The organism is Arthrobacter sp. PL16 (genome assembly GCF_035985055.1).
GTDB lineage: Bacteria > Actinomycetota > Actinomycetes > Actinomycetales > Micrococcaceae > Arthrobacter_D > Arthrobacter_D cheniae.
In genome coordinates this window covers 23,647-45,697 of record NZ_JAXCIC010000001.1, presented here as the reverse complement: position 1 = coordinate 45,697, position 22,051 = coordinate 23,647, and the positions used below count along the sequence as shown (strand labels likewise).

Sequence of the window (22,051 nt, the reverse complement as noted above, 5' to 3'; positions counted from 1 at the left end):
TTGGGAAAGCGTTATCCCACAGCGTAGGTTGAATCGTATCAATGGTCAACAGTCCGAGCCGGTAAGGCTGCACGGCCACTATCCTCGCCCATCCGCGCCATGAAAGGATGCACGCCATGCCCCACTTCGACCTCCCCCTTGCCGAGCTGAGGCGGTACCTGCCGGAGCGCGATGAGCCCGCGGACTACGACGCCTTCTGGGACAGGACCCTTTCGGAGCAGCGCGCGCATGCCACCTCCCCCGTCTTCGAGGAGGTGGACGCAGGCTATTCCCAGCTCGTCACCGAGGACGTCACCTTCGCGGGCTTCGACGGCCAACCGGTGAAAGCGTGGTTGCTGCGGCCGCGTCACGTCCGTGGTCCCCTGCCGACCGTCATCACCTATATCGGTTACGGCGGAGGCCGTGGACTGCTCGGCGAGTGGACGGGGCTTCCGAGCGCGGGCTTCGCGCATTTCGTGATGGACCTCCGCGGGCAGGGGTCGGGGCACCGGACCGGCGATACCGGGGACGGACCACTGACCGGTCCGCACCACGGCGGATTCCTGACGCTCGGCATCGCCGACCCTGACACCTACTACTATCGGCGGCTCTTCGTGGACGCGGTGCACGCGGTCGAGGCCGCCCAGCAGCATCCCGCCGTCGATCCGGCGCGCATCGTCCTGTCCGGCGGCAGCCAGGGCGGCGGCATCACTCTTGCCGCAGCCGCACTGACGCGGCGCGTGAATGACACTCCGCCGGTCGGGGCGATCGTCGATGTCCCCTTCCTCGCCCATGTCCGGCACGCCACTGAGATCGTGGCGACCGCCCCCTACTCCGAGATCGTGAACTACCTCGGCACGCGGCGGAACGACGTCGAGGCGGTCTTCCGGACGCTCAGCTACTTCGACGGGGTGAACTTCGCAGCGCGCAGCACCATGCCCGCCATGTTCTCGGTCGGACTGCTCGACGACGTATGCCCGCCGTCGTGCGTCTTCGCCGCGCACAACCACTACGCCGGACCCGCACGGATGAAGGTGTACCCCTACAACGGGCACGAGCAGGGCGGCGCCTTCCAGGACGTCGAGCACCTCGCCTTCATCCGGGAACTCATCGGCGACTGATCCTTCCACCGGTCCGCCCTCAGGACGCGGACGGGCTGTGCAGGACCGTCGTGGCGTACCGGTATCCGTCGCGGATCAGGCGCTCCAGGACGGCGGAATCGATATCCGCCAGCCTGTTCACGTACAGGCAGCCCGCGCCGCGCCTGTGCTTCCCCAGTTCCGGCAGGAGCGCCTCCGAGCGACTGTCGTAGGTCAGTCCGTAGAGGACCAGGTGCGCCTTGCGCGGCGAGAAGCCGACGGCCGCGGCATCGCCCTGGTGACCCGAGGCGTACCTGTAGTGGTAGGACCCGAAACCGATGATCGACGGCCCCCACATCCGGGCCGGCTGGCCCGTCAGGTCTTCCATGAGGTGGAGCACGGCCTCCCCGTCGCCGCGTCGGACCGGATGCGGGACAGCAGCGAGGAATGATGCAGGGTCAACGGCGGTCGGGCGCATCACGGGATCAGGCATGCCTGCACTATCCCGCACAACGGACGGTGACCACCAATCAGCAGGGCACCCGACGCCGGATTGCCACGCGCTCCCGGGGAAGGCCGACCGCAGGACACGCCGGCCCTGATGGACGGCGCGGTCGACGCCGGTGGCACGGTCAGCGCAGCTGGATGGCCCGATCCTGGAACCAGCGGATCAGCTCCCGCAGCGCCTGCAGGGAGTCGGACGGATCCTCGTCGCGGTCGAGATCCGCGAACGTGGTGCGGTAACCGGGAACGTCACCTTCCATGGCCTCGGATACCGGCTCGTAGCCCATGGTCCAGTCAGGGAACTGCCGCTCGTCAATCGTCCCCTGCAGCAGGATCCGGACGTCGGTGTGCTCCGGATCGGCGGCGATGATGGACATACGACGGCGAAGCACGTCCTCGGGGCCCTCGAGCACCTGGAGGAAACGCCCGTTGCGGTAGAGCAGCATGCCGGTCAACTGGTGGCGGGCGTTGTTCTCACGACTGAGGGCCAACAGCGCCCCCAGGTCTTCCGCGTCGTAGGGATGTGCCGCACTGCTGGAGTAGACGATCGACAGCAGGTCATGGGAAGCGTTGCTCACACCTGCCAACCTACCGGAGAACCGGGCATCCCTGCCCCTTGTCAACGGGATCCGGCAGGACCGCGTACCCGTCCGCACGCGGTCCTGCCGGACGTTTCTGGCTCGACGCCGCTCAGGCCAGCATCGAGAGCACCACAGCGCCCGAGTGGGCGAGCGCGGTGCGCGCATCGTCGGAGACCGATCCGGGGCTTTTCTGTCCGAGCCGATCGAGGAAGGTGTCCACGGCGCGCGCCGCGTTGCCCGCCTGGTCCCGCTCGACCGCGCGCTGCGCCTGGTCGAGGGAAGCACGGAGCTGCTGTACCGCTGGTCCGGAGATCCCGCCCGCGCCGACAAACTGCTCGAACTGGCGCTGCAGGGCCGGAATCGCCCCGGGCAGGAAGGCGTCGGGTACCGGGACGTCGGTGAAGTCCGTGTCCGAGGCGAGGTAGAAGCTCGTGTAGGCAGGCTGGTTGTACGCCGTGTTCTGCCGGGCAATCTCGGCCCGGTACTGCGGATCGAGCATCAGCGTGTACAGCTTCCGGTCCGTCACCTCGGTGCTCGTGAAGATCCGGATCGCCGAACTGTCTGCGGTGCGGACGAGCAACTCCTCGCGCCAGTCGCCGAACACGTCGGCCACCAGCGAGGGATTGCCTTTCGTGCCGTTGTTCGTGCGCGTGTCCGTGGCTGTCAGGAGCCGTCCGCGCCGCGCGTCATCGATGGTCGTGGTCTGGTTGCCCGTCCCGTTGACGAGCTGCGTGGTGCCGTCGGCTGCCCACCGGATGCTCATGTTGGTGCCGGTCCCGTTGCCGGGAAGGACCTGCCCGGAGGCTGATCGCACGCCCACCGCCCAGTTCTCGATGCCCCGGACCGCCGGGTCGATGTCGCCGATCATGCCGCGCCCGGTGTCCTTGCCCGTGTACCCGCCGAACAGGACCTCACCGTCGGCCGCGTCCCTCATCGCCCAACCGTAGGGAGCGCCCGTTGCTCCCTCGTGCACGGAGAAGATCTCCTGGCCCGGACGGTCCGGGTCGATGTCGGTCACGTGGATGGCATCGCCGTGTCCCAGCTTCGCCTCCGTGCCCGGTGCCGCGCTGGCTGCCGGGAGGGTGTCGGAGGAGCTGTACAGCAGCGATCCGTCGTCGTCGATCGTGGCACTTCCGTAGACGATTTCCTGTCGGCCGTCGCCGTCGACGTCGGCCGCGCTGAGCGAGTGGAACCCCTGCCCTGTCAGCGAACCGAACTCCTCGCTGCTGCCGCGTCCGCCGTGCGGGCCGTCATTGAACGGGTTGGTCATCGGCACGTGACCCGAGTCCACGGTCCAGTCCTTCGTCAGCCGCTTGCCGTCCCAGCTGTAGGCGACGACGTTGGCCCGCGTGTAGTAGCCACGGGCGAAGACGGCGGAGGGATTCTCGCCGTCGAGGTAGGCGACGCCGGCGAGGAACCGGTCCACCCGGTTCCCGGGCTCGATGCGCGCCATGGCGTAGTCGCCCCAGAGCAGGCCGTCATCGCCGCGGCCCGGTTCGTACGGAACGGTCTCGAGCTCGGCACCGCTGGCTCCCTCGAAGACACTCAGGTACTCGGGCCCGTCGACGATGAAGCCCTCGAAGGCGCGGAGATTGTTCCTCGCACTGCGCGAGGGGGCATAGACGTCCATGAAGTAGTCCGTCATGGCGCGGGCGTCGGCGTCCGAGAGCGGGTACTCGTAGCGCGGCGCGATGCCGAAGGCCTCCTCGAGGGTGGCGGGCCAGGTGCCGGCGACGACCTCGGGGTGGTCCTGCCAGCCCTTGAACATCCCGACGACGTGTGCGTAGTAGCCGTCGTCGCTCAGACGGTAGTCATCGGCGTCCGTGACCCCGGCGGCGACGTCCGCCGCCGGAATCGTCACGAAGCTCTCGGACGTGACGTCGCCGTCGGGCCCGTAGGTCGTGGTCTTCGTCCCCGGTGCGGTCTTGAGCATCATCTCGGAGCGGCCGTCGCCGTCGAAGTCGGACACCATGAACTGCGTGTAGTGGGCACCGGAACGGATATTGACGCCAAGATCGACCCGGCTGAGGAGGCGCCCTGCGGCCGTGTAGGTGTCGATGTAGGTGTTGCCCGTGTAGCCGATCTGCGAGACGTCCTTCGAGTTCGAAGGCTCCCACTTCACGAAGTACTCGTAGGATCCGTCACCGTCGACATCCCCGACGCTCATGTCACTGGCGGAGTAGGTGTAGGCCTCGCCGACGGGCGTCACGCCACCGGCAGGTTTGGTGAGGGGCAGATCGGTGAAGGCCTGGGTCCACGGAGTCACCTCTGCGCTGACCTCCACCTCCGCTCCGTCCACGACGGCGGCGATGCTGTAGCGCGCGCCTGGTGCGGCATCCGAGCCGGCGTCCGTGTCGAGGAAATTGGTGCTGTCGGTCACGGTGGCGATGGCGACGCCGTCGCGATAGACCGTGAAGTCGGTGCCTGTGAGGCCGGCGGCGGTCGCGCCGGTGACCTCGGTGGCCCTCAGGCGCCAGCTGAGGAAGACACCCTGCGGTGTTGCCGCGGCAACGAGGCCGCGGTCGAGATATTCGAGCTGCACTCCCCCGATCGGTGCCGCGTTGTCGGATCCCGGCCCCTGCGCCGCGGCCGGAACCGAGAGACCGCCGAAGGCGAGGAGGGCGCCGGTGGCTAGGGCAACGCACGCGGGAACTGCTGTTTTCTGTGCCAAACTCATCGTTGAATCCTCTGGTTGGAAAACGCTTTCCTTCCCACGCTAGGATCTTCCGGTGAATCCGTCAAGGGCAGGTGACGAGGAAGGGAGCAGCCGAAGCTACTCCCTTCCTCGTCGCACCGTCGTGGTTCTACGCGGTGTGGTGACCCGGCGAGTGCTGCGCGATAAGCTCCCGCACGGGCGCATGCAGCGGATGCCCCGCCTCCAGGCCGGTGATCGACGTCGTTGCCTCGCCCGGCTCCTGGGTCGCCAGGATCTCGGCCAGGGCGGTGACTTCGGGATCGTCCGCAGCGGTGAAGGACAGCGCCGCCTGCATGGCCTCGAGCAGCGCCGCCGGATGCGTACCCGTCTCCGCCAATTCGGCAGCCGGGCCGACGAAACGTTCCTTCCGGCTCAACTTCCGCAACGGTGCCCGTCCCACACGCACCACGGTGTCGGGGAGGTGCTGGTTCTCGAAGCGGCGCAGGATCTTCTGCACATAGGCCTCCTGCTCCGCAGCCTCGAAACCATGCTTGGATACCAAGAGCTGCTTGGTTTCCTCCAGCACGGCACGCACCTTCGCCGCTATCGCATCGTCCGCCATGGCATCGGCGATCTTCTCGACTCCCGCGGCGTAGCCGAAATAGGCCGCCGACGCATGGCCGGTATTGACCGTGAAGAGCTTCCGCTCGATGTACGGTGCGAGATCGTCGACGTAGGTGGCCCCGGGGATGTCGGGAGCGTTGCCCTCGAAGGGGGTGCGGTCGATGACCCACTCGAAGAAGGTCTCCACCGTCACGTCGAGGCCTTGGCCGGCAGCCTGGTTCGGGACGATGCGGTCCACAGCGGTGTTGGCGAAGACCGCCCTCGCCGTGAGGTCCGAGGCAGGGCCGTCGAACGCCTGCTCCACTTCACGGCGCAGGGTGTCCGTCGCGTTGATCGCGTTCTCGCAGGCCATGACCTGCAACGGCCGAAGATCGTCACTCCGCAGGGCGATCGCCTGGGCGATCACCGGCGCGAGGAACTTCAGCACGTTCGGGCCCACCGCCGTGGTCACGATGTCCGCCGTCGAGATCTCCGCGATCACGTCCTGTTCCTGCGACCGCGAGTTCAACGCGCGGTAGTTGTCCACCGTCTTGATCGTCGGCTTCTCACCGACCTCGTGGACCTCGTAGCTGGGCGTGGAGGCCAACTGGTCGATGAGGGCGTCCGCGACGTCGGCGAAGACCACCTCGTACCCGGCTTCGTGGAGCAGGAGCCCCACGAAGCCGCGTCCGATGTTGCCGGCACCGAAATGTACTGCCTTCACTAGGCGTTGACCTTCCCGAACAGGGCGAGGACCTCGTCGACCGACGTCGCTTCGTCGAGCTTCGCAACCTGGTCCTTGTCCGAGAACACCCGGGCGATCGCGGACAGGATGGACAGGTGCTCGTTGTTGACTCCGGCGACGCCCACGACGAACTTCACCTGCTTGCCGTTCCAGTCGATGCCCTCGGGGTAACGGACGATCGATACGGCCGACCGCTTGATCAGGTCCTTGGCGGCATTGGTGCCGTGCGGGATCGCCAGGAAGTTACCCATGTAGGTGGGTACGGACCTCTCGCGCTCGTGCATCGCTGCGACGTAGGTGGAGTCCACCGCACCGCGCTCGACCAGCAGTCGGCCCGCCTCGTTGATGGCGTCCTCCTGGGTGGTGGCCCGGCCGTTGAGGACTACGCTCTCCTCCGCGAGGACGTCATTGGCGCCGGAGGTTGCGCCGTCGGCGTCGGCGTCGGCCTCGGCCGCAACCGCTGCCGGCGTCGGGTTCTTCGGATCGACGCCGCTTCCGGCCGACGCGCTGGCACGGACCAGCTCCACGATCTCGTCGTACCGTGGGCTGTTCATGAAGTTGTCGACGGACACGTGGGTCGCGCTCTGCGTCAGGGGCTCGGCGCGGGCGGCGAGGTCCTGGTGCGTCACGACGACGTCGTAGTCGTCCTTCAGATTGGCGATGGCGAGGTTGGTGACCTTGACGTCCGGGAAGCCGGCCGCCTTGATCTTGTTGCGGAGGACCGAGGCGCCCATGGCGGAGGAGCCCATACCGGCGTCGCAGGCGAACACGATGTTCCGGATGGGTCCGTCGGCTGCGGAGGTGGAGCGGAAGTTGCCGGCCACGGAGCTCTTCTTGCCCTTGAGTCCCTCCATCTTGCTGGCCGCACCGGCGATGTCATCGTCGGTGGATTTGGAGGTCTTGAGAATGATCGAACCGATCAGGAACGACACCGCAGCGGCCATCAGGACGGACAGGGTGACGCCGAGGAAGCTGTCCGACGCGGTGGCGGCGTAGACGGCGATGATGCTGCCGGGAGCGGCGGGCGAACGGAGGCCGGCGCCGGTGAGGACGAGGGTGAAGATGCCGGCCATGCCGCCACCGATGACGGCGAGGACCATGAGGGGCTTCATCAGGACGTACGGGAAGTAGATCTCGTGGATACCGCCGAGGAACTGGATGATGATCGCACCGGGAGCCGAGGCCTTGGCCATGCCGCGACCGAAGATGGCGTAGGCGAGGAGCAGGCCGAGGCCCGGGCCGGGGTTCGCTTCGAGCAGGAACAGCAGCGACTTGCCGGTCTCGGTGGCCTCCTGCGTGGCGAGTGGGGTGAGTACGCCGTAGTTGATCGCGTTGTTGAGGAAGAGGATCTTGGCGGGCTCGATCAGGATGCTGGTGAACGGCAGCAGACCGTTGCTGACGAGGAAGTCGACTCCTCTTCCCGCGGCGTCGCTGAAGAGCGTGACCAGCGGGCCGACGGCGAGCAGGCCGAAGATGGCCATGATGCCGGCGAAGATGCCCGCGGAGAAGTTGTTGACCAGCATCTCGAAGCCGGGGCGGATCTTGCCATCCCAGATCGAGTCGATCTTCTTCATGAGGTAGGCGGTGAGCGGACCCATGATCATGGCGCCGATGAACATGGGGATGTCCGTTCCCACGATCACACCCATCGTCGCCGTCGCCCCGACGACGCCGCCACGGACGTCGTACACCATCTTGCCGCCGGTGTAACCGATCAGGAGCGGCAGGAGGAACGTGATCATCGGACCGACAAGGGCGCCGATCGTCTCGTTCGGGAAGTATCCAGCCGGGATGAACAGGGCCGTGATGAGACCCCAGGCGATGAACGCGCCGATGTTCGGCATGATCATCGCCGAGAGGAACGACCCGAACTTCTGGACGCGGACCCGGGCACTGGTGCCCGACCTCGCTTCTAGTTGTGTTGCCACGTTTCTTCCTTACCGTTGTCCCCGCAACTCTGCGGAGAGGGATGGATGGTCATCAGGGAGCGTCAGCTTCCCGATCTGGTGGAGATGCGCTGGAGCCATTCGAGGAAGAGCTTCAGTTCGGAGCTGGAGAGCTGGTCCGGATGCGATGACTGCAGTGCGGCATTGAGCGCGATCGCCGCCACGACCACGGAGGGGGTCCCTTCCGTGTCCGTCGTCGGATCACCTTCGGAATCCGTCGCCACCGCCGAGATCACGGCTTCCCGCGTCATGGCGGAGAGTTCGAGATTGCGCTTCGCGGCGGGTTCCGCGATGAGCATGAGGGTCACGCCGACATTGGCCGCGAGCATGCTGCGAGCAGCTTCATGTGGAGAGACCACGAGGCGGGCTGCCGCGGCCGCACGGGCCAGGACCTCCTCCAGGAAGGCTTCCGCGCTGGCCACCATCGACGGTCGGCGCTCGGGCCGGATGTTGCCGAACATCACCAGGTAGAGGTGCGGATGATCGAGCCCGAACTGCACGTGGTTGTCCCAGTGCATCCGGAGGTCCTCGATCGGCTGTCCCGATGCCGAGAGGTTCCGCTCGGCATCGAGGTATTCCGAGAAACCTTCGGCGACGACTGCGTCGAACAGGCCCTCCTTGTCTCCGAAGTGGTGGTAGAGCGTCGGTGCGGTGACCCGGGCCGCCTGGGTGATCTGCCGGGTCGAGACGGGCTCGCCGTTGGACTCGGCGAGCAGCGCGGCGGCGGCCCTGAGCAGCCTGGTCTTAGGCGCTGGTTCGCCTCCTTTTTTCATGCCTGCTACCGTAGCACCTATAGCAGCGTTATATGAAGTGGCTCACATTTACTTTTTGCTTCACGCGGCACAATGGTGCTAGACCGAGACCCATCACCGGCAAGGAAACGAGGACGTTCAATGGAGAATTTCGCAGGGGTCGGAGTCAGCCCCGGTCGTGTGATCGGCCCCGTCCGCCACATGCCGATGCCCGTCAGCGAACCTCCCGCAGGTGAACGCCATGACACTCCCGACGCCCCGGAGCAGGCCGTCGCCGCGCTCAAGGTGGCGTCGAAGGCTGTGCAGGAGGAGTTGAAGCGTCGCGCCGGGATTGCCAAGGGCGACGGGAAGGCCGTGCTCCAGGCGACCTCCCTCATGGCGGCCGACCCCATGCTGCTCAAGTCCGCCGCCAAGCTCATCAACAATGGGATGTCCCCGGCGCGCGCGGTCTGGGAGGCCGGCGCGTCGGTCGCAGAGATGCTCCACAACCTCGGTGGCTACATGGCCGAGCGCACCGCCGACGTGCTCGATGTGCGGGCAAGGATCGTCGCGGAACTCCGCGGCCTCCCGGCTCCCGGGATACCGGCGTCGGACACTCCCTTCATCCTCGTTGCCGAGGACCTCGCCCCGGCCGACACCGCCACGCTGGACCCGGGCGTGGTCCTCGCCCTGGTCACCTCGGGCGGCGGACCGCAGTCCCACACCGCGATCATCGCCCGCTCGCTCGGCCTTCCCGCCGTCGTCGCCGCCACGGGCGTGGAGGGCATCGACAGCGGCACCCTCGTGTTCGTCGATGGCGCCGCTGGAACCATCGCACTGAATCCCGGCTCCGACGAGGAAGCGGCAGCCGAGGCGTATAGGGCTGCAGCAGCAGCACTGACCGTCTTCGACGGCGTGGGCGTCACCTCCGATGGTCACGCGGTCCCCCTGCTCGCCAACGTCGGCGGGGCGAAGGATGCCGTCAAGGCCGCCGAGGCGAAGGCCCAGGGCGTGGGTCTCCTCCGCACCGAGTTCTGCTTCCTGGAGCGGGAGACGGAGCCGACGTCGGAGGAGCAGATCGAGGCCTACAAGGGTGTCTTCGACGCCTTCCCGGGCAAGAAGGTGGTGGTGCGCACGCTGGACGCCGGCGCCGACAAACCGCTGCCCTTCCTCACCGATTCCTCCGAGCCGAATCCCGCACTCGGCGTTCGCGGCTACCGTACGGATTTCACGTCCCCCGGCGTGCTCGAGCGCCAGCTGAAGGCCATCGCCGACGCTGCGTCGCAGGCCACCGCCGACGTGTGGGTCATGGCTCCGATGATCTCGACCGCCGAAGAAGCTGCCGACTTCGCGAAACTGTGCAGCAACGCCGGCCTGCAGACCCCCGGCGTCATGGTGGAGGTTCCCTCGGCGGCCCTCATGGCCGAGGCGATCCTCGGTGAGGTGTCCTTCGCGAGCCTCGGCACCAACGACCTCACGCAGTACACCATGGCGGCAGATCGGCAGCTCGGCTCGCTGGCGGCCCTCAACAACTCGTGGCAGCCGGCCGTCCTCCGCATGGTCAAACTGACCGTCGAGGGCTCGGCCGCCGAGGGGCATGAGAAGCCCGTGGGTGTCTGCGGCGAGGCCGCGGCCGATCCTGCCCTCGCCGTCGTGCTCGTCGGGCTCGGGGTCTCGACGCTGTCGATGACCCCGAGGGCCCTTGCCGGCGTCGGCGCGGTCCTGAACAGCGTGACCCTCGCCGAGGCCCAGCGCATCGCAGGTCTTGCCGTCGCCGCCAGGACGGCCGCGGAGGCCAGGGACCGGGCGCGCGCCGAGCTGCCCGTGCTGGAGTCACTCGGCCTGTAGGCGGCGGCCGGGACCAGGCGGCGGTTGTTGCCCAGTTCCTTCCGCTGCACATCGAGCTGACGCGCGCTGAGCAAGGGTGCCTTTCCTTCGAGGTGAAGGTCACCGGAAACCCTTTGATCTGGCAGGTTGATGAACAGTTCCAGGATGCGTCGTCGTTTCGGGCGCATCAGCAGCGAGTTGCCGAGAGCAAATGGGGCAAGGCAACTGCAAGATGCCGCTGGAGGACGTCAGCGCTTGTTGCTGGCCGAGTACGCTTCCGGCTCAGTGATCTCGAGGCTGCGAAGCTGGACCATGCGAGTGACAACGTCATCCGGCAGTGGACGGGCCGCCGAGAACCGTATTGTTCCCTTCGATCGCGAGAAAGCGCCAAGCGCGGGCACAATGGCCTCGATGACTGCTGGCGAGAACGGATAGACCGCGAGGTGCCGCGCCGTAGCAGCGACACCGAGGAGTGACTTTCCTTCAAGGATCAGAGCCGGAACTCCGTAGCTCACCCCGTCCACAGCCTTGGGCGCAGCTTCTCGTGCGACATCGATGAGATGTTGCAGGCAGGTGCGGTCGTGGGACGGCAGCACTGCCAGAGCCTCTTCGATGGATCCCACGGGGAGATCGTAGACCTACGCAGATTCGATGGAAAGGAGCCCCAGGCGGATCCATCTCGCCTCCGACTCGCAGACCGGACGGCTCCCGGCACGTCGCGTCGGCCTCAGAAGTGTAAGTCGAGAAGCTGTGGCGCTGGTGGATCTCTCAGGGACCATTTTTCCTCGGGGACCGAGGTCCTTGAAGGCGGCTGTCTCTCCGAAGAGTTCTTTTCCTGTGGGAACGAAACCGAGCTTGAGGTAAAACCCTTCCGGACTATGTTCTCCGCGTTCCCACAGCACAGAGATGCGCTTTACGCCGCGGTCCCGCGCCTCCTCCTCCAAGCCACGGACGGCAAACCGTCCCACCCCGCGACCCTGCGGATGCGGCTACATTGAGTCGCCAGATTCCGGCACGGAATGCTTCGATTTCATGGTCGGGATCGAAGTTTCCCATGATGAAGGCCAGTACCTCGTCCCCGTCGACGACGAGGCGTGGCCAGGCCGTGGGGTTTACGTAGGCTTCGGCGATCAATTGCACAACCGGCGCAACGAACGCTTCCTGTTCGGGCCGAAGCGTGATGCTGGCAGCCTTACCGAGGTTCTCCGGAGTCAGGGACGCAAGTTCCATGCACCGACGATAGGCCCAGTTGCGGTCACCCGCGGTCCTGATTGACAAACAGCTGATCGGGCATCCGACCCTAGCCGGCAGCGGCCACCTGCGCAGTCCAATCGTCGCGTGACGCGAGCAATGCAGTCCGTCCCAGGGCCGCTGCGCGCGGATCGAGCACCCGGAACAGCAGGACAGGACCGCGCGGCGTGGCGAGTTCGACGACGTCCGTACGAACCGTCGCGGACGCCCGGCGATTCCGCCTGTTCCATTCCAGTGACACGGTCGGTTCGATCTCGACCAGCTCGCCGTCGACCTCGTGGAACTGCCCTGCCTGGGGCGCTCCGTCGAGGACTGCGTCCGCCATGGCCGCAAGATACACCGGGTCGGCGACGGCGTCGTATACCCACCGCTGGCCGAGGGCAGGATGGTCGAGCGTCCCGACGAGATGCTTCTCCAGGCCTTCGACCGGCGCGCCGCGGTAGGTCAGGGGGACCTGTACGAGCGCACCACCGGCACCGATGAGCAGGGTCTCGACACCGACCTCGCCCTCGGGGTCGTCGAAGCGGAAGGAAGCCGAGCGTTCGAGTGCGCCGTCCAGCCCCTCGGCCCACGGTTGTTCCGCCAGCCATGGAATGAGCAGATCCAGCTTGGAGGGACGGAGCGTCACATCGTAGATAAGGGCCATGGGCACAGCCTAAGCGGCGGTAGTGTCGGCTGATCCTCGGCGCGGCAGGACAGCCACTCGCGCCGCTTCCGCGAACGCCTCCTCCCCCACCGCCCCGTCGGCGACGAGGAGGGACCAGGACCAGTCGAGGATCCCGGCCGGCTCCAGCCGCATCACGGTCCGGAAGAACGGCGCCGCACACAGCATGGGCGTTCCGGTGCTCCGGACGAACCAGGGCGAGTATCCACCAGGGTTGCCGGGCTCCTGCACCATGAGGACCGAGGCGTCCACCGACTTCATACCCAGCCAGGGTCCGGTGCTGCCCATGGCCTGCGCCTCATGGACGCGGACTCCGGTCCCTGGGGCCCGCAGGCGGTCGACGTCCGGGTCCGCCGCGACGACGTCGGCGCCGTCGAAGGTCGGTGCCAGGCGCAGGAAGAACCCACCGTAGCCGGCATCAGGACGGCCGGACGTCGTCGGGCTCCCGAATACCAGCTCTCCCCCACTGATGTTCCTCCACCTGCTGCGAACGGTGGTGCGGAACCACTCGACGCCGTCCACCGGCACCGCCTCCACGCTCCAGGTCCGCTCCTCGGAGAGGAAGGCCGTACCGTCGGCAGCGCACCACGCCAACTGCTGGCGCATCGCGTCCTCGCTAGTAGCGTCGTGACGCAGCCGCTGGGAGCCGTTGTTGTCCAGCTGCACGTACCCCTCGCCGCGGACGTAGGTGGGGCCGCCCCACAGGTTGACGGGGTGTTCCTGCCCGACGACGTCGATCGTCGCGACTGCGATCCCGAGGCCCCAGTGCCAGGGATGGTCGGCCGGTCGGTAGTCGGAAACGGTGCGTCCCCCGGGTGTCAGGACCGGATGCAGGAAGGGGCGCGGGGAATGCGCGGACGGCTCTCCCCCGCCGTCGAGCAGGACGCCGGCCGTGCGCCCATCCTGAGTGAGGACGTCGACGGCTCCACTCACGCCGTCGCACCGCCCGTATGCTCGCCGGTCCGCGCCTCGATGACGGGTCCGGCCAGGGAGCCGCGCAGCGCGGGCTCGGCGAGGTCGGCGCGGGAGATCCACCGGCTCTCGCGGGCGGAGGCATACATGCCCGTCACGATCTCGAGGGCTCGGCTCGGATGGGCGACGACCGCGGGCATCCCGTGTCCGGCGACGAGCGATGCGTAGATCTCGGCGAGGAGGGCATCGTGCCCGCTCGGGATCTCGTGCTGGGGCAGGCGCCAGGACGCGGCGGTGTCCTCATCGATGTGCGGCGCGGGGCTGATCTTCCACTGCGCATGACCGTGCCCGTACAGGTGCTCCAGCTCTATCGTCGCGTTCTCCGTGTCGATGCGGATCAGGCTGGACTGCCGTGGAGCGAGGACCGTCGAGACCACGGAAGCCACAGCGCCGGACTCGAAGACGAGGGATGCGTGCGAGAGGTCTTCCGTCTCGATGTCGTGCTGCAGTCGCCACAGCATCGCGTTCACCGACCGCCACTCGCCCAGGAGGTAGGCCAGCAGGTCGATCTGGTGGCTGCCATGGCTGAGGGTGGTGCCACCGCCCTCGGTAGCCCAGGTCCCACGCCACGGGACGGCGAAGTAGTCGGCGGTGCGGTACCAGTGCGTCTGGCACAGTGCGGACAGGGGCCGGCCCAGCACGCCGGAATCCAGCAGGTCCTTCACCCAGGCGGCAGCCGAACCCGACCGCTGCTGGAAGACGACGGCGAGTCCACGCTCCGCTGCCCGGCCGGCGTCGATCATGTCATCGAGTTGGCGCAGGCTGAGGGCCGCCGGCTTCTCGACGATGACGTGCGCCCCTGCGGCGAACGCCGCCGACGCCTGCTCGGCGTGCCCCCCTGGCGGGGTACAGATATGGAGGACGTCGACCTCCTCTGCGGCGAGCATGTCGGTCAGTGAGGAGTAGCGGGACGGCAGGTCGTACGTGGCGGCGAACGCCGCGAGATGCGTCTCCGAGGGATCGGCAGCGGCCACCAGGTGCACGGCAGTCGAAGCAGCGAGGGCTGCTGCATGGAGGTGCGCGACGCCCCCGGTCCCGAGGATGGCCGCGCGAAGCGGACGGGCCAGGGCGGCGTCCGCCTCGCCGTCTGCTTCCGCGAACGGCGCGGACACGTCGGCCGGACTCGGCAGGGGCACGGTTCCTCCATCGTCGGACAGGATTGCGATCTCGGGAACACTAGCAGAGAAAGCGCTTACCGGAGTGGCACGGCGGGCTGAAGCGGTTCATCCCATCATGCGACAATGGCCTTTTCCGAGGAATTCGAAGGGCGTGGCCGGATCGGCCTGCACCCGCACCATCAGGAGTACGAGCGATGTCGGCACCGGCCAGCAAGAGTCCCGCAACGCTGCACGACGTCGCCCGCGAGGCCGGGGTCTCCCTCGCCACGGCGTCGAGGTCCCTGAACGGCAGTGCGCGCAAGGTCAACGAAGCCTACCGGCAGCGTGTCGTGGAAGCCGCCCAGCGTCTCGGCTATACCACCAATCTCTTCGCGCAAGCCGTTGCCAAGGGCAGCACCACCACAGTCGCGCTGCTCGTCGCCGACATCGCCGACCCCTACTTCTCCAGCATCGCCGCCGGCGTCATCAACGCGGCGAGCGAGGAAGGGCTGGTGGTGACCATCGCCGTCACCGGTCGCAATGCCCAGCGGGAGCTGGACACCGTGCGGGCCCTGCGGGGCCAGCGCCCGCGCGTGATGATCCTTGCCGGTTCCCGGACCACGGGATCTGCCTTCGAGGAGCAGTTGCGCCTAGAACTGTCCTCCTTCGAGGACACGGGCGGCAAGGTTGCCTTCATCAGCCAGGACGCGGCTCCGTTCGCGACGGTCCTCCTCGACAACTACGGCGGAGCGCGCGACCTCGCAGTCGCACTCGCCGGGCTCGGTTATCGCGACGTCGCGGTCATTGCCGGCCCACCCGAGATCAGGACCGCGGAGGAACGGCTCGACGGCTTCACCGAAGGACTGTCGGAGCACGGCATCACGCTGCCGCCCGAGCGCATCATCCACGCCGACTTCACGCGTGACGGCGGCTATCGCGGCACGCAGGAATTGCTCGCATCGGGCGCGTCCGTGGACCTCGTCTTCGCCGTCAATGACGTCATGGCGGTCGGCGTCGTCTCGGCGCTGCGTGACGCCGGGATAGTCCCCGGTACGGGAATCGGCGTCGCCGGCTACGACGACATCCCTACCGTCCGCGACATCACGCCCGCCCTCACCACAGTCCGGATCCCGCTCGAAGACGTGGGCCGGCGCGCCCTCCAGCTCGCTACGGGAACCGCGTACGACGGCGGGACGGCCGGGGTCGGCGCGGGACCGGAGGCCATCCCTACGGAGACGATCATCCGGGGCAGCACACCACGGCGCTGATGGTTCAGGGCAGGGGGAGGTGCGGGTCAGGACGGCAGGACCGGGCCCGGCTCGGCCTTCTGGACCAGCAGTTTCGCGACGTCCTCGGGAGGCAGTTCGGCCACCTCCGCAACCGCGGCGATGTCCTCGCCGTGACTGAGCGCCTCGGTGACAGCCTCCTGCAGCATCAACTCGGCGCGGTCGAGCTCGAACTCGATGTCCTCCTTGTCCGCCGCGGCAACGCGGATCTTCTGCAGATAATCATTCGTCATCGCTGTGGAGTCCCTCTCACTCGATCGATGGACGGCTGCCCGCCGCCACATGCACGTTGCGAAGCCAGGATTTGGGCGCCGCGACGGTGACTTCGTCGCGATAATCCTAACCAGCTGTCCCTCGCTGTAGAAGACTTCCACTCGACCGAGGAAACCGTCATCCGCCCCGCTAGACTGGATACAGCGGATCGCCGGAAACGCGCGATCGTGGTCTAGCAGGAGGCCCGTGGCGCCAGTATCAAGCCTGGCATGACGTTCGAGGCTACTGATGGATCCACTACCCCTGTCCAGCGAGCTGGGTGCGACTCTTGGCCGCATCCGGGGTCTGGTACTGACGCAGGAGAGCGCTCAGCACGCCGTGGACCTCCTGGCCCAGGTCGCGCGGGAGACCACGCCGAGTGCGTTCGGTGCCGGTGTTTCACTCATTCACGCATCGGACCGGGTCAGCGTCGGCGCGACCGACGCGCTCGTCCGCACCGCCGACGACCTCCAGTACACCCTGGGTGAGGGCCCCTGTCTCACAGCGTGGTCCACGCGGTCCCCGATCACCATCAGGGACACCAGTTCCGATCAGCGCTTCCCCGGCTGGAGCACCGAAGCCGCGAAGGCGGGAGTGCGGTCATGCCTGAGTGTCCCCCTCCTCCGCGGACGTGAGTCCATCGGCGCCATGAAGGTGTATTCGACAATGCCAGGGGTCTTCGACGATGCCGACCGCGCCCGGCTGGAGAACCTTGCCGTGGCCGCCGCTACCCTCCTCGGGCATGTGCAGACCACCGAGGCATCGACGCGCATCAGCAGTGAGCTTCGGGCGTCCCTGCGTTCGCGGGACCTGGTCGGGGTAGCGAAGGGAATTCTCATGCAGCGCGAGGGGCTCACCGAGTACGAGGCGGCCGTCGCCCTGACCGCCCGCGCACGCGCCACCCGAGTCCCCTTCAGCCAGCTCACCGCGAATATCGTGAACGGCCATGGTGGCTCGGAGGAAAGTGAGGCACGGTGACCACCTTCCCGTTCGCGGAGCAACACCGGGCTCTCATCAATGCTGCCATTGTTGAGTCCGGTTTTACCGTCGGTGAAGTGTGGTTGCGCTATTTCTCGCTCAGTGGCGAGGTCGACGAGTACGAGATCGAGGCGTACCTGGCAGGTCTCATACCCCTGCCGCCGCTCGAATGCGACCTGCTCGCCCTCGCCGTGAACGAACTGATCGACGACCTCCCGCCCAGGCGGCGCGCCCCGTTCTGCGACGACATGATCCGTGCCCATGCCGGACCGGCTGACGGTCCACCGGAGTAGTGCCGCGGGCGCAGGCGGCCCGGACGTCCCCGGCCCGGGCCACGCCCCTCCGGGCCGTGCCCGTTCCGGCCAGGGTGTCGGACCGACGACATACCCTCGTCGCATGGCAGAACGACCGGGGTGGCACGGCATCCCACCCAGCACGGACAGGTATATCCCTCCGCTCCAGCTCGGTACCCCCGAGGGCAACATCACCGAGGCGGTGCGTTCCCCTGCGCTCTGGGTGGAGTTGGACTATCCCGATGGCTCCACGAGGACCATGAAGGGTTTCGCCATGGCGTGGACAGGGTCCGCGGTCCTTGCGCAGTGGATCGAATACTCGCGTGCCCGGGAGGCGTGGGTGGACGCAGCGCGGTGCCGACGTCGGGCGCTGGCTCCCCGGACGCCGCACGCCGCCTGACCCGGGCCCTTCCGCCGCCGCCACGCTCGTAGAGTGGTGGCATGGACCGGACGACGTCGAACACTGATGCTTCGTCCGTCCTCGCGTCCGCCCGCCCGGCTCCCACCGGAACTGCACTCCTCGTGGCACCCCGGAACGTCCTTCATGGCTAGGGCCGCCGGCTGGCACGGCCTACCGCCGACGACACACCAGTTCGTCCCGCCGGTCCAGCTCGAAGCGCCGACGAGTGGGATCACGGAATCGACCTCCCCTGCCCCGGCCCTGTGGGTGGACCTCGAGTACACGACGGGCTCCCGCCAGACGGTCCGTGGCTTCGCGATGGCCTGGACATCGACGGCGGTGCTGGCACAGTGGGTCGAATTCTCGATCGCCCGCGAGGCGTGGGTTCGTCCGGACCAGTGCACGCGGCGCGAGCTCCCGCGCCGTTCCGCTCCCGACGCGTGACGGGCACGGAAACCTCATGAACCATCGTTCCGGTATGTGTTATTGCCCCTCCCTGCTTCTTCCCCTACACTCACGGTAAGCGTTTTCCGAAACGCTAGGACCTATGCGAAATCGCCGGAACCAAGGAGTATCAATGTCAACGAGGACAATCGGGATCATCATGAACGGCGTCTCCGGACGCATGGGATACCGGCAGCATCTGGTCCGTTCCATCCTCGCGATCCGCGACCAGGGCGGGGTCCTCCTCTCGGACGGTACGCGCGTCCAGGTGGAGCCGATCCTGGTGGGCCGCAATGAGGCCAAGCTCGCGGAACTCGCGGCGAAGCACGGCATCGAGCATTACTCGACAGACCTGGACAGCGTCCTCGCGGACCCCACCTGGGAGATCTACGCCGACTTCCTGGTGACCAAGGCGCGCTCGGCCGCGATCCGCAAGGCCATCGCAGCCGGCAAGGCCATCTACACCGAGAAGCCCACCGCCGAGACGGCGTCCGACGCCCTCGAGCTGGCCAACCTCGCCGAAGCTGCCGGCATCAAGAACGGCGTGGTCCACGACAAGCTGTACCTGCCCGGCATGCAGAAGCTCAAGCGACTGATCGACTCCGGATTCTTCGGCCGGATCCTCTCCGTCCGAGGCGAGTTCGGCTACTGGGTCTTCGAGGGCGGCTGGCAGGATGCGCAGCGCCCCAGCTGGAACTACCGTACCGAGGACGGTGGCGGGATCGTCGTCGACATGTTCCCCCACTGGAGCTACGTACTGGAGAACCTCTTCGGCAAGGTCGAGTCCGTGTACGCCCGCGCCGTGACGCACATCGACGAGCGCGTCGACGAACAGGGCCTGCCCTACCGCGCCACCGCCGACGATGCCGCGTACGCCGTGTTCGAACTCGAGGGCGGCATCGTGGCGCAGCTCAACTCGAGCTGGACGGTCCGCGTGAACCGCGAGGAGCTCGTGCAGTTCCAGGTCGACGGCACGCACGGCTCCGCCGTCGTCGGCCTGTTCGGCTGCAAGATCCAGCCCAGGAACGCCACTCCGAAGCCCGTGTGGAACCCCGACCTCGAGGACACACACGACTACGACGCCGACTGGATCGACGTCCCCACCAACGAGGTGTTCGAGAACGGCTTCAAGACACAGTGGGAGGACTTCCTCCGCCACGTCCTCGAGGATGCACCGCACCCCTACGACTTCCTGGCCGGAGCCCGCGGGATGTACCTCGCCGAGCAGGGCCTCGAGAGCTCGCGTTCGGGGCGCCGGCTCGAGTTGGAGGACGTGCGCACCACTGCACTCCCCCTCGAGGACGCGGTCACCCTGGCATGATCACGCTCGTCGATGCGGCGGGGTCCACCTCCGCCGTCGAACTGAATCCCGCACCCGCCTTCACCAGGCCGGCCGCGCCGCTCGCCAGCAGGACAGTGTACGCGGCCGCGCACGTAGTTCCGCGAACCACGTCGGACAACGTGCCGGGCGCCCCCGCCGACCTCGACTGGGACGCGACGCTCGCCTTCCGCCACCACCTCTGGTCCTGGGGCCTCGGCGTGGCCGATGCCATGGACACCGCCCAACGGAACATGGGACTCGATCCCGCCGCGACGCGGGAGCTGATCTCGCGCAGCGCGGCGGAAGCCCGTTCCGTCGGTGGGGCCCTGGTTGTCGGAGTGAACACGGACCACGTGGATGACGCCGTCATCACGCTCGACGCCGTCATCGACGCCTACAAGGAGCAGCTGCACCTCACCGAGGACGCCGGAGCGTCGGTCGTCCTGATGGCCAGCCGGCACCTCGCGCGTGCCGCCCGGACGGCGGAGGACTACGAGCGCGTCTACTCCGAGGTGCTGGCCGCCGCTGGAGCTCCCGTGATCCTGCACTGGCTCGGCAGCGCCTTCGATCCCGAGCTCGGGACCTACTTCGGCTCGACCGACACGGAGGCGGCGTCGTCTACGCTGCTCAAGATCATCGCCAACTCCCCCGACAAGGTGGCCGGCGTCAAGATGAGCCTGCTGGATGCCGGGTCGGAACGTGCAGTCCGTTCGCAGCTCAATGCGCCCGTCAGGATGTTCACCGGAGACGACTTCAACTACGTGTCCCTCATCGGCGGCGACTCCTCGGGCTACTCCCACGCCCTGCTCGGCGCCTTCGCCGCCCTCGGACCGCACGCCTCGGCAGCGGTGCAGGCGCTCGACGCCGAGGACCACGATGCCTACCAGCGGATCCTCGGCCCCACCGAGGCGCTGTCCCGCCAGATCTTCGCCCGGCCCACGTTCTACTACAAGACGGGTGTGGCCTTCCTCAGCTGGCTCAACGGGCATCAGCCCGGTGTCGGGATGGTCGGCGGCCTGCATACTGCCCGCAGCCTGCCGCACCTCTCGGAGATCGTTCGCCTCGCCAACGAGTGCGGCGGGCTCGAGCGGCCGGACCTCGCCCGCGAGCGCTGGCACGGTTTCCTGCGGGTCAGCGGGGTGGCGGCATGACGACGCCGGATCCACGCCTGTCCATCAACCAGGCCACCATCAAATACGCACCCCTCGCCGAGGCCCTGCAGGTCACGGCCGACGCCGGGATCACGAGCATCGGCCTCTGGCGGGATTCGGTCGAGGCCGCATCACTACCCGAGGCTGCACGACTCCTCGCCGGCTCGGGGCTCCGCTTCTCGAGCCTGTGCCGCGGCGGGTTCTTCACGGTCCCGGAGGGTCCGGCCCGCCGGGTGGCCATGGACGACAACCGGAGGGCCATCGAGGAGACCGCGCAGCTCGCTGCAGCAGGAGCCCCCGGCTCTGCGGCCGTACTCGTCATGGTGGCCGGCGGAATCCCGCAGGGTTCCAGGGACCTGGTCGGGGCACGCTCGATGGTCGAGGATGCCCTCGCCGAACTCGCGCCGGAGGCACAGGCGGCCGGCGTCAGGCTCGCCCTCGAACCACTGCACCCCATGTATGCGTCGGACCGTGCCGTCATCTCCACACTCGGGCAGGCACTCGACCTCGCCGCTCCCTTCGCTCCCGCGGTGGTCGGCGTCGTCGTCGACACCTTCCACGTCTGGTGGGACCCCGAGCTGACGAAGCAGATAGCCCGCGCAGGGCGGGAGGACCGCATCGCGAGCTACCAGGTCTGTGACTGGCAGACTCCCCTGCCTGCCGATGTGCTGCTGGCCCGCCACTACCCGGGCGACGGGGTCATCGACTTCGCGGCCATCACTGCGGACGTGCAGGAGGCCGGCTATCGGGGCGACATCGAGGTGGAGATCTTCAACCAGGAGATCTGGGACACACCACCCGGTACGGCCATCGCAAGGACCATCGAAGGGTTCGGGTCAGCGGTCTCTCCGCACCTCCTCCAAGCGGGCGCTCGCCGGTAGCATCGGCCTATGGAATCTACCGAGGTCGTCCGGCGGTACTGGTCGTCGGTGTGGAGCAGGGACTGGCACGCCGTCGGGCAGACGCTCGCCGAGGACGTGGAGGTCTTCTGGCCCGTCACGCGCGAGATCATCCGCGGCCGGGACAACATGGTCGCCGTCAACTCCGAGCAACCCAATGGTTGGAGCATCGATGTCCTCTCCATCCATGACGCGGGCGACGTCGTGGTCTCCGAGGTCCAGGTGCCCCAGGAGGACGTAGGCATCTTCCGCGTCGTGTCCTTCTGGACCGTGGCCGACGACGTCATCACCTCTGGCCGCGAGTACTGGACGATGTACGGCGGCGAGGAAGGCCGCGACTGGCGCAGGAAATACGCCACGGTCGGCGATCCGCCTTCCTGACGGCATTCCTGGCGATGTGCGGCACTGGCGGG

Annotated in this window: 24 protein-coding genes and 1 pseudogene; 13 read left to right on the top strand and 12 right to left on the bottom strand. The window is 67.5% G+C overall.

Annotated elements, in window-relative coordinates:
• Positions 1–116: 116 nt before the first annotated feature.
• Positions 117–1,100, top strand: a complete 984-nt coding sequence (locus RCH21_RS00255; protein WP_326962735.1) for an acetylxylan esterase — start codon at positions 117–119, stop codon at positions 1,098–1,100.
• Positions 1,101–1,119: 19 nt separating this feature from the next.
• Here the strand turns inward: RCH21_RS00255 and RCH21_RS00250 are convergent, their stop codons facing one another.
• From RCH21_RS00250 to RCH21_RS00225, 6 genes are all read right to left on the bottom strand, one after another.
• A complete protein-coding gene (locus RCH21_RS00250; protein ID WP_326962734.1) occupies positions 1,120–1,551 on the bottom strand; it encodes a DUF1801 domain-containing protein in 432 nt (143 codons plus the stop codon).
• 139 nt (positions 1,552–1,690) lie between these two features.
• Positions 1,691–2,140 (bottom strand): BLUF domain-containing protein, encoded by a 450-nt coding sequence (locus tag RCH21_RS00245; RefSeq protein ID WP_326962733.1) that lies wholly within the window; start codon positions 2,138–2,140, stop codon positions 1,691–1,693.
• A gap of 112 nt (positions 2,141–2,252) precedes the next feature.
• Positions 2,253–4,820, bottom strand: coding sequence for a rhamnogalacturonan lyase (locus RCH21_RS00240; protein WP_326962732.1), 2,568 nt, complete (start codon positions 4,818–4,820; stop codon positions 2,253–2,255).
• 127 nt (positions 4,821–4,947) lie between these two features.
• Positions 4,948–6,105 (bottom strand): mannitol-1-phosphate 5-dehydrogenase, encoded by a 1,158-nt coding sequence (locus tag RCH21_RS00235; protein ID WP_326962731.1) that lies wholly within the window; start codon positions 6,103–6,105, stop codon positions 4,948–4,950.
• Positions 6,105–8,054 carry a PTS mannitol transporter subunit IICBA gene (locus RCH21_RS00230; RefSeq protein WP_326962730.1) on the bottom strand — a complete coding sequence of 650 codons (1,950 nt, stop codon included), beginning with the start codon at positions 8,052–8,054 and terminating at the stop codon, positions 6,105–6,107. The genes RCH21_RS00235 and RCH21_RS00230 overlap by 1 nt, the downstream gene beginning before the upstream one ends.
• Before the next feature lie 62 nt (positions 8,055–8,116).
• Positions 8,117–8,845 carry a TetR/AcrR family transcriptional regulator gene (locus RCH21_RS00225; protein WP_120149491.1) on the bottom strand — a complete coding sequence of 243 codons (729 nt, stop codon included), beginning with the start codon at positions 8,843–8,845 and terminating at the stop codon, positions 8,117–8,119.
• 120 nt (positions 8,846–8,965) lie between these two features.
• On the opposite strand from RCH21_RS00225, the gene ptsP reads away from it, so the two are divergent.
• A complete protein-coding gene (ptsP, locus tag RCH21_RS00220; RefSeq protein WP_326962729.1) occupies positions 8,966–10,651 on the top strand; it encodes a phosphoenolpyruvate--protein phosphotransferase in 1,686 nt (561 codons plus the stop codon).
• Between the two features lie 26 nt (positions 10,652–10,677).
• A pseudogene (locus RCH21_RS00215) lies at positions 10,678–10,815 on the top strand (putative quinol monooxygenase); the annotation flags it as partial.
• A 63-nt stretch (positions 10,816–10,878) separates the two neighbouring features.
• Here the strand turns inward: RCH21_RS00215 and RCH21_RS00210 are convergent.
• Both RCH21_RS00210 and RCH21_RS17130 read right to left on the bottom strand, forming a co-directional pair.
• Positions 10,879–11,253 carry an iron chaperone gene (locus RCH21_RS00210; protein ID WP_326962728.1) on the bottom strand — a complete coding sequence of 125 codons (375 nt, stop codon included), beginning with the start codon at positions 11,251–11,253 and terminating at the stop codon, positions 10,879–10,881.
• Between the two features lie 15 nt (positions 11,254–11,268).
• Positions 11,269–11,598, bottom strand: coding sequence for a hypothetical protein (locus RCH21_RS17130; RefSeq protein ID WP_442784638.1), 330 nt, complete (start codon positions 11,596–11,598; stop codon positions 11,269–11,271).
• Positions 11,599–11,662: 64 nt separating this feature from the next.
• On the opposite strand from RCH21_RS17130, the gene RCH21_RS00200 reads away from it, so the two are divergent.
• On the top strand, positions 11,663–11,905 hold the full coding sequence (locus tag RCH21_RS00200; protein ID WP_326963237.1) for a hypothetical protein: 243 nt from the start codon (positions 11,663–11,665) through the stop codon (positions 11,903–11,905).
• A 25-nt stretch (positions 11,906–11,930) separates the two neighbouring features.
• Here RCH21_RS00200 and RCH21_RS00195 read toward each other — a convergent pair whose 3' ends face one another.
• Genes RCH21_RS00195 through RCH21_RS00185 form a run of 3 tightly spaced genes read right to left on the bottom strand, consistent with a single transcriptional unit; the run spans position 11,931 to position 14,653 of the window.
• Positions 11,931–12,527, bottom strand: coding sequence for a maltokinase N-terminal cap-like domain-containing protein (locus tag RCH21_RS00195; protein WP_326962727.1), 597 nt, complete (start codon positions 12,525–12,527; stop codon positions 11,931–11,933).
• Between the two features lie 9 nt (positions 12,528–12,536).
• On the bottom strand, positions 12,537–13,478 hold the full coding sequence (locus RCH21_RS00190) for a DUF6807 family protein (protein WP_326962726.1): 942 nt from the start codon (positions 13,476–13,478) through the stop codon (positions 12,537–12,539).
• Positions 13,475–14,653, bottom strand: a complete 1,179-nt coding sequence (locus RCH21_RS00185) for a Gfo/Idh/MocA family protein (protein WP_326962725.1) — start codon at positions 14,651–14,653, stop codon at positions 13,475–13,477. The genes RCH21_RS00190 and RCH21_RS00185 overlap by 4 nt, the downstream gene beginning before the upstream one ends.
• A 176-nt stretch (positions 14,654–14,829) precedes the next feature.
• Between RCH21_RS00185 and RCH21_RS00180 the strand changes: the two genes are divergently transcribed.
• A complete protein-coding gene (locus tag RCH21_RS00180; protein ID WP_326962724.1) occupies positions 14,830–15,882 on the top strand; it encodes a LacI family DNA-binding transcriptional regulator in 1,053 nt (350 codons plus the stop codon).
• A 26-nt stretch (positions 15,883–15,908) separates the two neighbouring features.
• On the opposite strand, the gene RCH21_RS00175 is transcribed toward RCH21_RS00180, so the two are convergent.
• Positions 15,909–16,133, bottom strand: a complete 225-nt coding sequence (locus RCH21_RS00175) for a hypothetical protein (RefSeq protein WP_120149497.1) — start codon at positions 16,131–16,133, stop codon at positions 15,909–15,911.
• A gap of 268 nt (positions 16,134–16,401) precedes the next feature.
• Here RCH21_RS00175 and RCH21_RS00170 point away from each other — a divergent pair, with 268 nt between their 5' ends.
• The 8 genes from RCH21_RS00170 (at position 16,402) to RCH21_RS00135 (ending at position 22,019) form a co-directional block, all read left to right on the top strand.
• The gene (locus RCH21_RS00170) at positions 16,402–17,130 is read left to right on the top strand and encodes a GAF and ANTAR domain-containing protein (protein WP_326962723.1); all 729 of its coding nucleotides are present in this window, start codon (positions 16,402–16,404) and stop codon (positions 17,128–17,130) included.
• A complete protein-coding gene (locus RCH21_RS00165; protein ID WP_326962722.1) occupies positions 17,127–17,423 on the top strand; it encodes a hypothetical protein in 297 nt (98 codons plus the stop codon). The genes RCH21_RS00170 and RCH21_RS00165 overlap by 4 nt, the downstream gene beginning before the upstream one ends.
• 103 nt (positions 17,424–17,526) lie before the next feature.
• Positions 17,527–17,823 (top strand): hypothetical protein, encoded by a 297-nt coding sequence (locus RCH21_RS00160; protein WP_326962721.1) that lies wholly within the window; start codon positions 17,527–17,529, stop codon positions 17,821–17,823.
• 144 nt (positions 17,824–17,967) lie between these two features.
• Entirely contained in the window at positions 17,968–18,267 is a 300-nt protein-coding gene (locus RCH21_RS00155; RefSeq protein ID WP_326962720.1) for a hypothetical protein, read from the top strand.
• 133 nt (positions 18,268–18,400) lie between these two features.
• Positions 18,401–19,588 (top strand): Gfo/Idh/MocA family protein, encoded by a 1,188-nt coding sequence (locus RCH21_RS00150; RefSeq protein WP_120149502.1) that lies wholly within the window; start codon positions 18,401–18,403, stop codon positions 19,586–19,588.
• The gene (locus RCH21_RS00145; RefSeq protein ID WP_326962719.1) at positions 19,585–20,739 is read left to right on the top strand and encodes a dihydrodipicolinate synthase family protein; all 1,155 of its coding nucleotides are present in this window, start codon (positions 19,585–19,587) and stop codon (positions 20,737–20,739) included. The genes RCH21_RS00150 and RCH21_RS00145 overlap by 4 nt, the downstream gene beginning before the upstream one ends.
• Positions 20,736–21,620, top strand: coding sequence for a sugar phosphate isomerase/epimerase family protein (locus RCH21_RS00140; RefSeq protein ID WP_326962718.1), 885 nt, complete (start codon positions 20,736–20,738; stop codon positions 21,618–21,620). Before RCH21_RS00145 ends, RCH21_RS00140 begins: the two co-directional genes overlap by 4 nt.
• Before the next feature lie 9 nt (positions 21,621–21,629).
• The gene (locus tag RCH21_RS00135) at positions 21,630–22,019 is read left to right on the top strand and encodes a nuclear transport factor 2 family protein (protein WP_120149505.1); all 390 of its coding nucleotides are present in this window, start codon (positions 21,630–21,632) and stop codon (positions 22,017–22,019) included.
• Positions 22,020–22,051 lie beyond the last annotated feature (32 nt).

What these genes read in the sequence shown, in the direction of transcription:
- RCH21_RS00255 (WP_326962735.1), top strand. Translation starts at nt 117, where the DNA reads ATGCCCCACTTCGACCTCCCCCTTGCCGAGCTGAGGCGGTACCTGCCG.
- RCH21_RS00250 (WP_326962734.1), bottom strand. Translation starts at nt 1,551, where the DNA reads ATGCCTGATCCCGTGATGCGCCCGACCGCCGTTGACCCTGCATCATTC.
- RCH21_RS00240 (WP_326962732.1), bottom strand. Translation starts at nt 4,820, where the DNA reads ATGAGTTTGGCACAGAAAACAGCAGTTCCCGCGTGCGTTGCCCTAGCC.
- RCH21_RS00225 (WP_120149491.1), bottom strand. Translation starts at nt 8,845, where the DNA reads ATGAAAAAAGGAGGCGAACCAGCGCCTAAGACCAGGCTGCTCAGGGCC.
- ptsP (WP_326962729.1), top strand. Translation starts at nt 8,966, where the DNA reads ATGGAGAATTTCGCAGGGGTCGGAGTCAGCCCCGGTCGTGTGATCGGC.
- RCH21_RS00200 (WP_326963237.1), top strand. Translation starts at nt 11,663, where the DNA reads ATGGTCGGGATCGAAGTTTCCCATGATGAAGGCCAGTACCTCGTCCCC.
- RCH21_RS00195 (WP_326962727.1), bottom strand. Translation starts at nt 12,527, where the DNA reads ATGGCCCTTATCTACGATGTGACGCTCCGTCCCTCCAAGCTGGATCTG.
- RCH21_RS00180 (WP_326962724.1), top strand. Translation starts at nt 14,830, where the DNA reads ATGTCGGCACCGGCCAGCAAGAGTCCCGCAACGCTGCACGACGTCGCC.
- RCH21_RS00175 (WP_120149497.1), bottom strand. Translation starts at nt 16,133, where the DNA reads ATGACGAATGATTATCTGCAGAAGATCCGCGTTGCCGCGGCGGACAAG.
- RCH21_RS00170 (WP_326962723.1), top strand. Translation starts at nt 16,402, where the DNA reads ATGGATCCACTACCCCTGTCCAGCGAGCTGGGTGCGACTCTTGGCCGC.
- RCH21_RS00160 (WP_326962721.1), top strand. Translation starts at nt 17,527, where the DNA reads ATGGCAGAACGACCGGGGTGGCACGGCATCCCACCCAGCACGGACAGG.
- RCH21_RS00155 (WP_326962720.1), top strand. Translation starts at nt 17,968, where the DNA reads ATGGCTAGGGCCGCCGGCTGGCACGGCCTACCGCCGACGACACACCAG.
- RCH21_RS00150 (WP_120149502.1), top strand. Translation starts at nt 18,401, where the DNA reads ATGTCAACGAGGACAATCGGGATCATCATGAACGGCGTCTCCGGACGC.
- RCH21_RS00145 (WP_326962719.1), top strand. Translation starts at nt 19,585, where the DNA reads ATGATCACGCTCGTCGATGCGGCGGGGTCCACCTCCGCCGTCGAACTG.
- RCH21_RS00140 (WP_326962718.1), top strand. Translation starts at nt 20,736, where the DNA reads ATGACGACGCCGGATCCACGCCTGTCCATCAACCAGGCCACCATCAAA.
- RCH21_RS00135 (WP_120149505.1), top strand. Translation starts at nt 21,630, where the DNA reads ATGGAATCTACCGAGGTCGTCCGGCGGTACTGGTCGTCGGTGTGGAGC.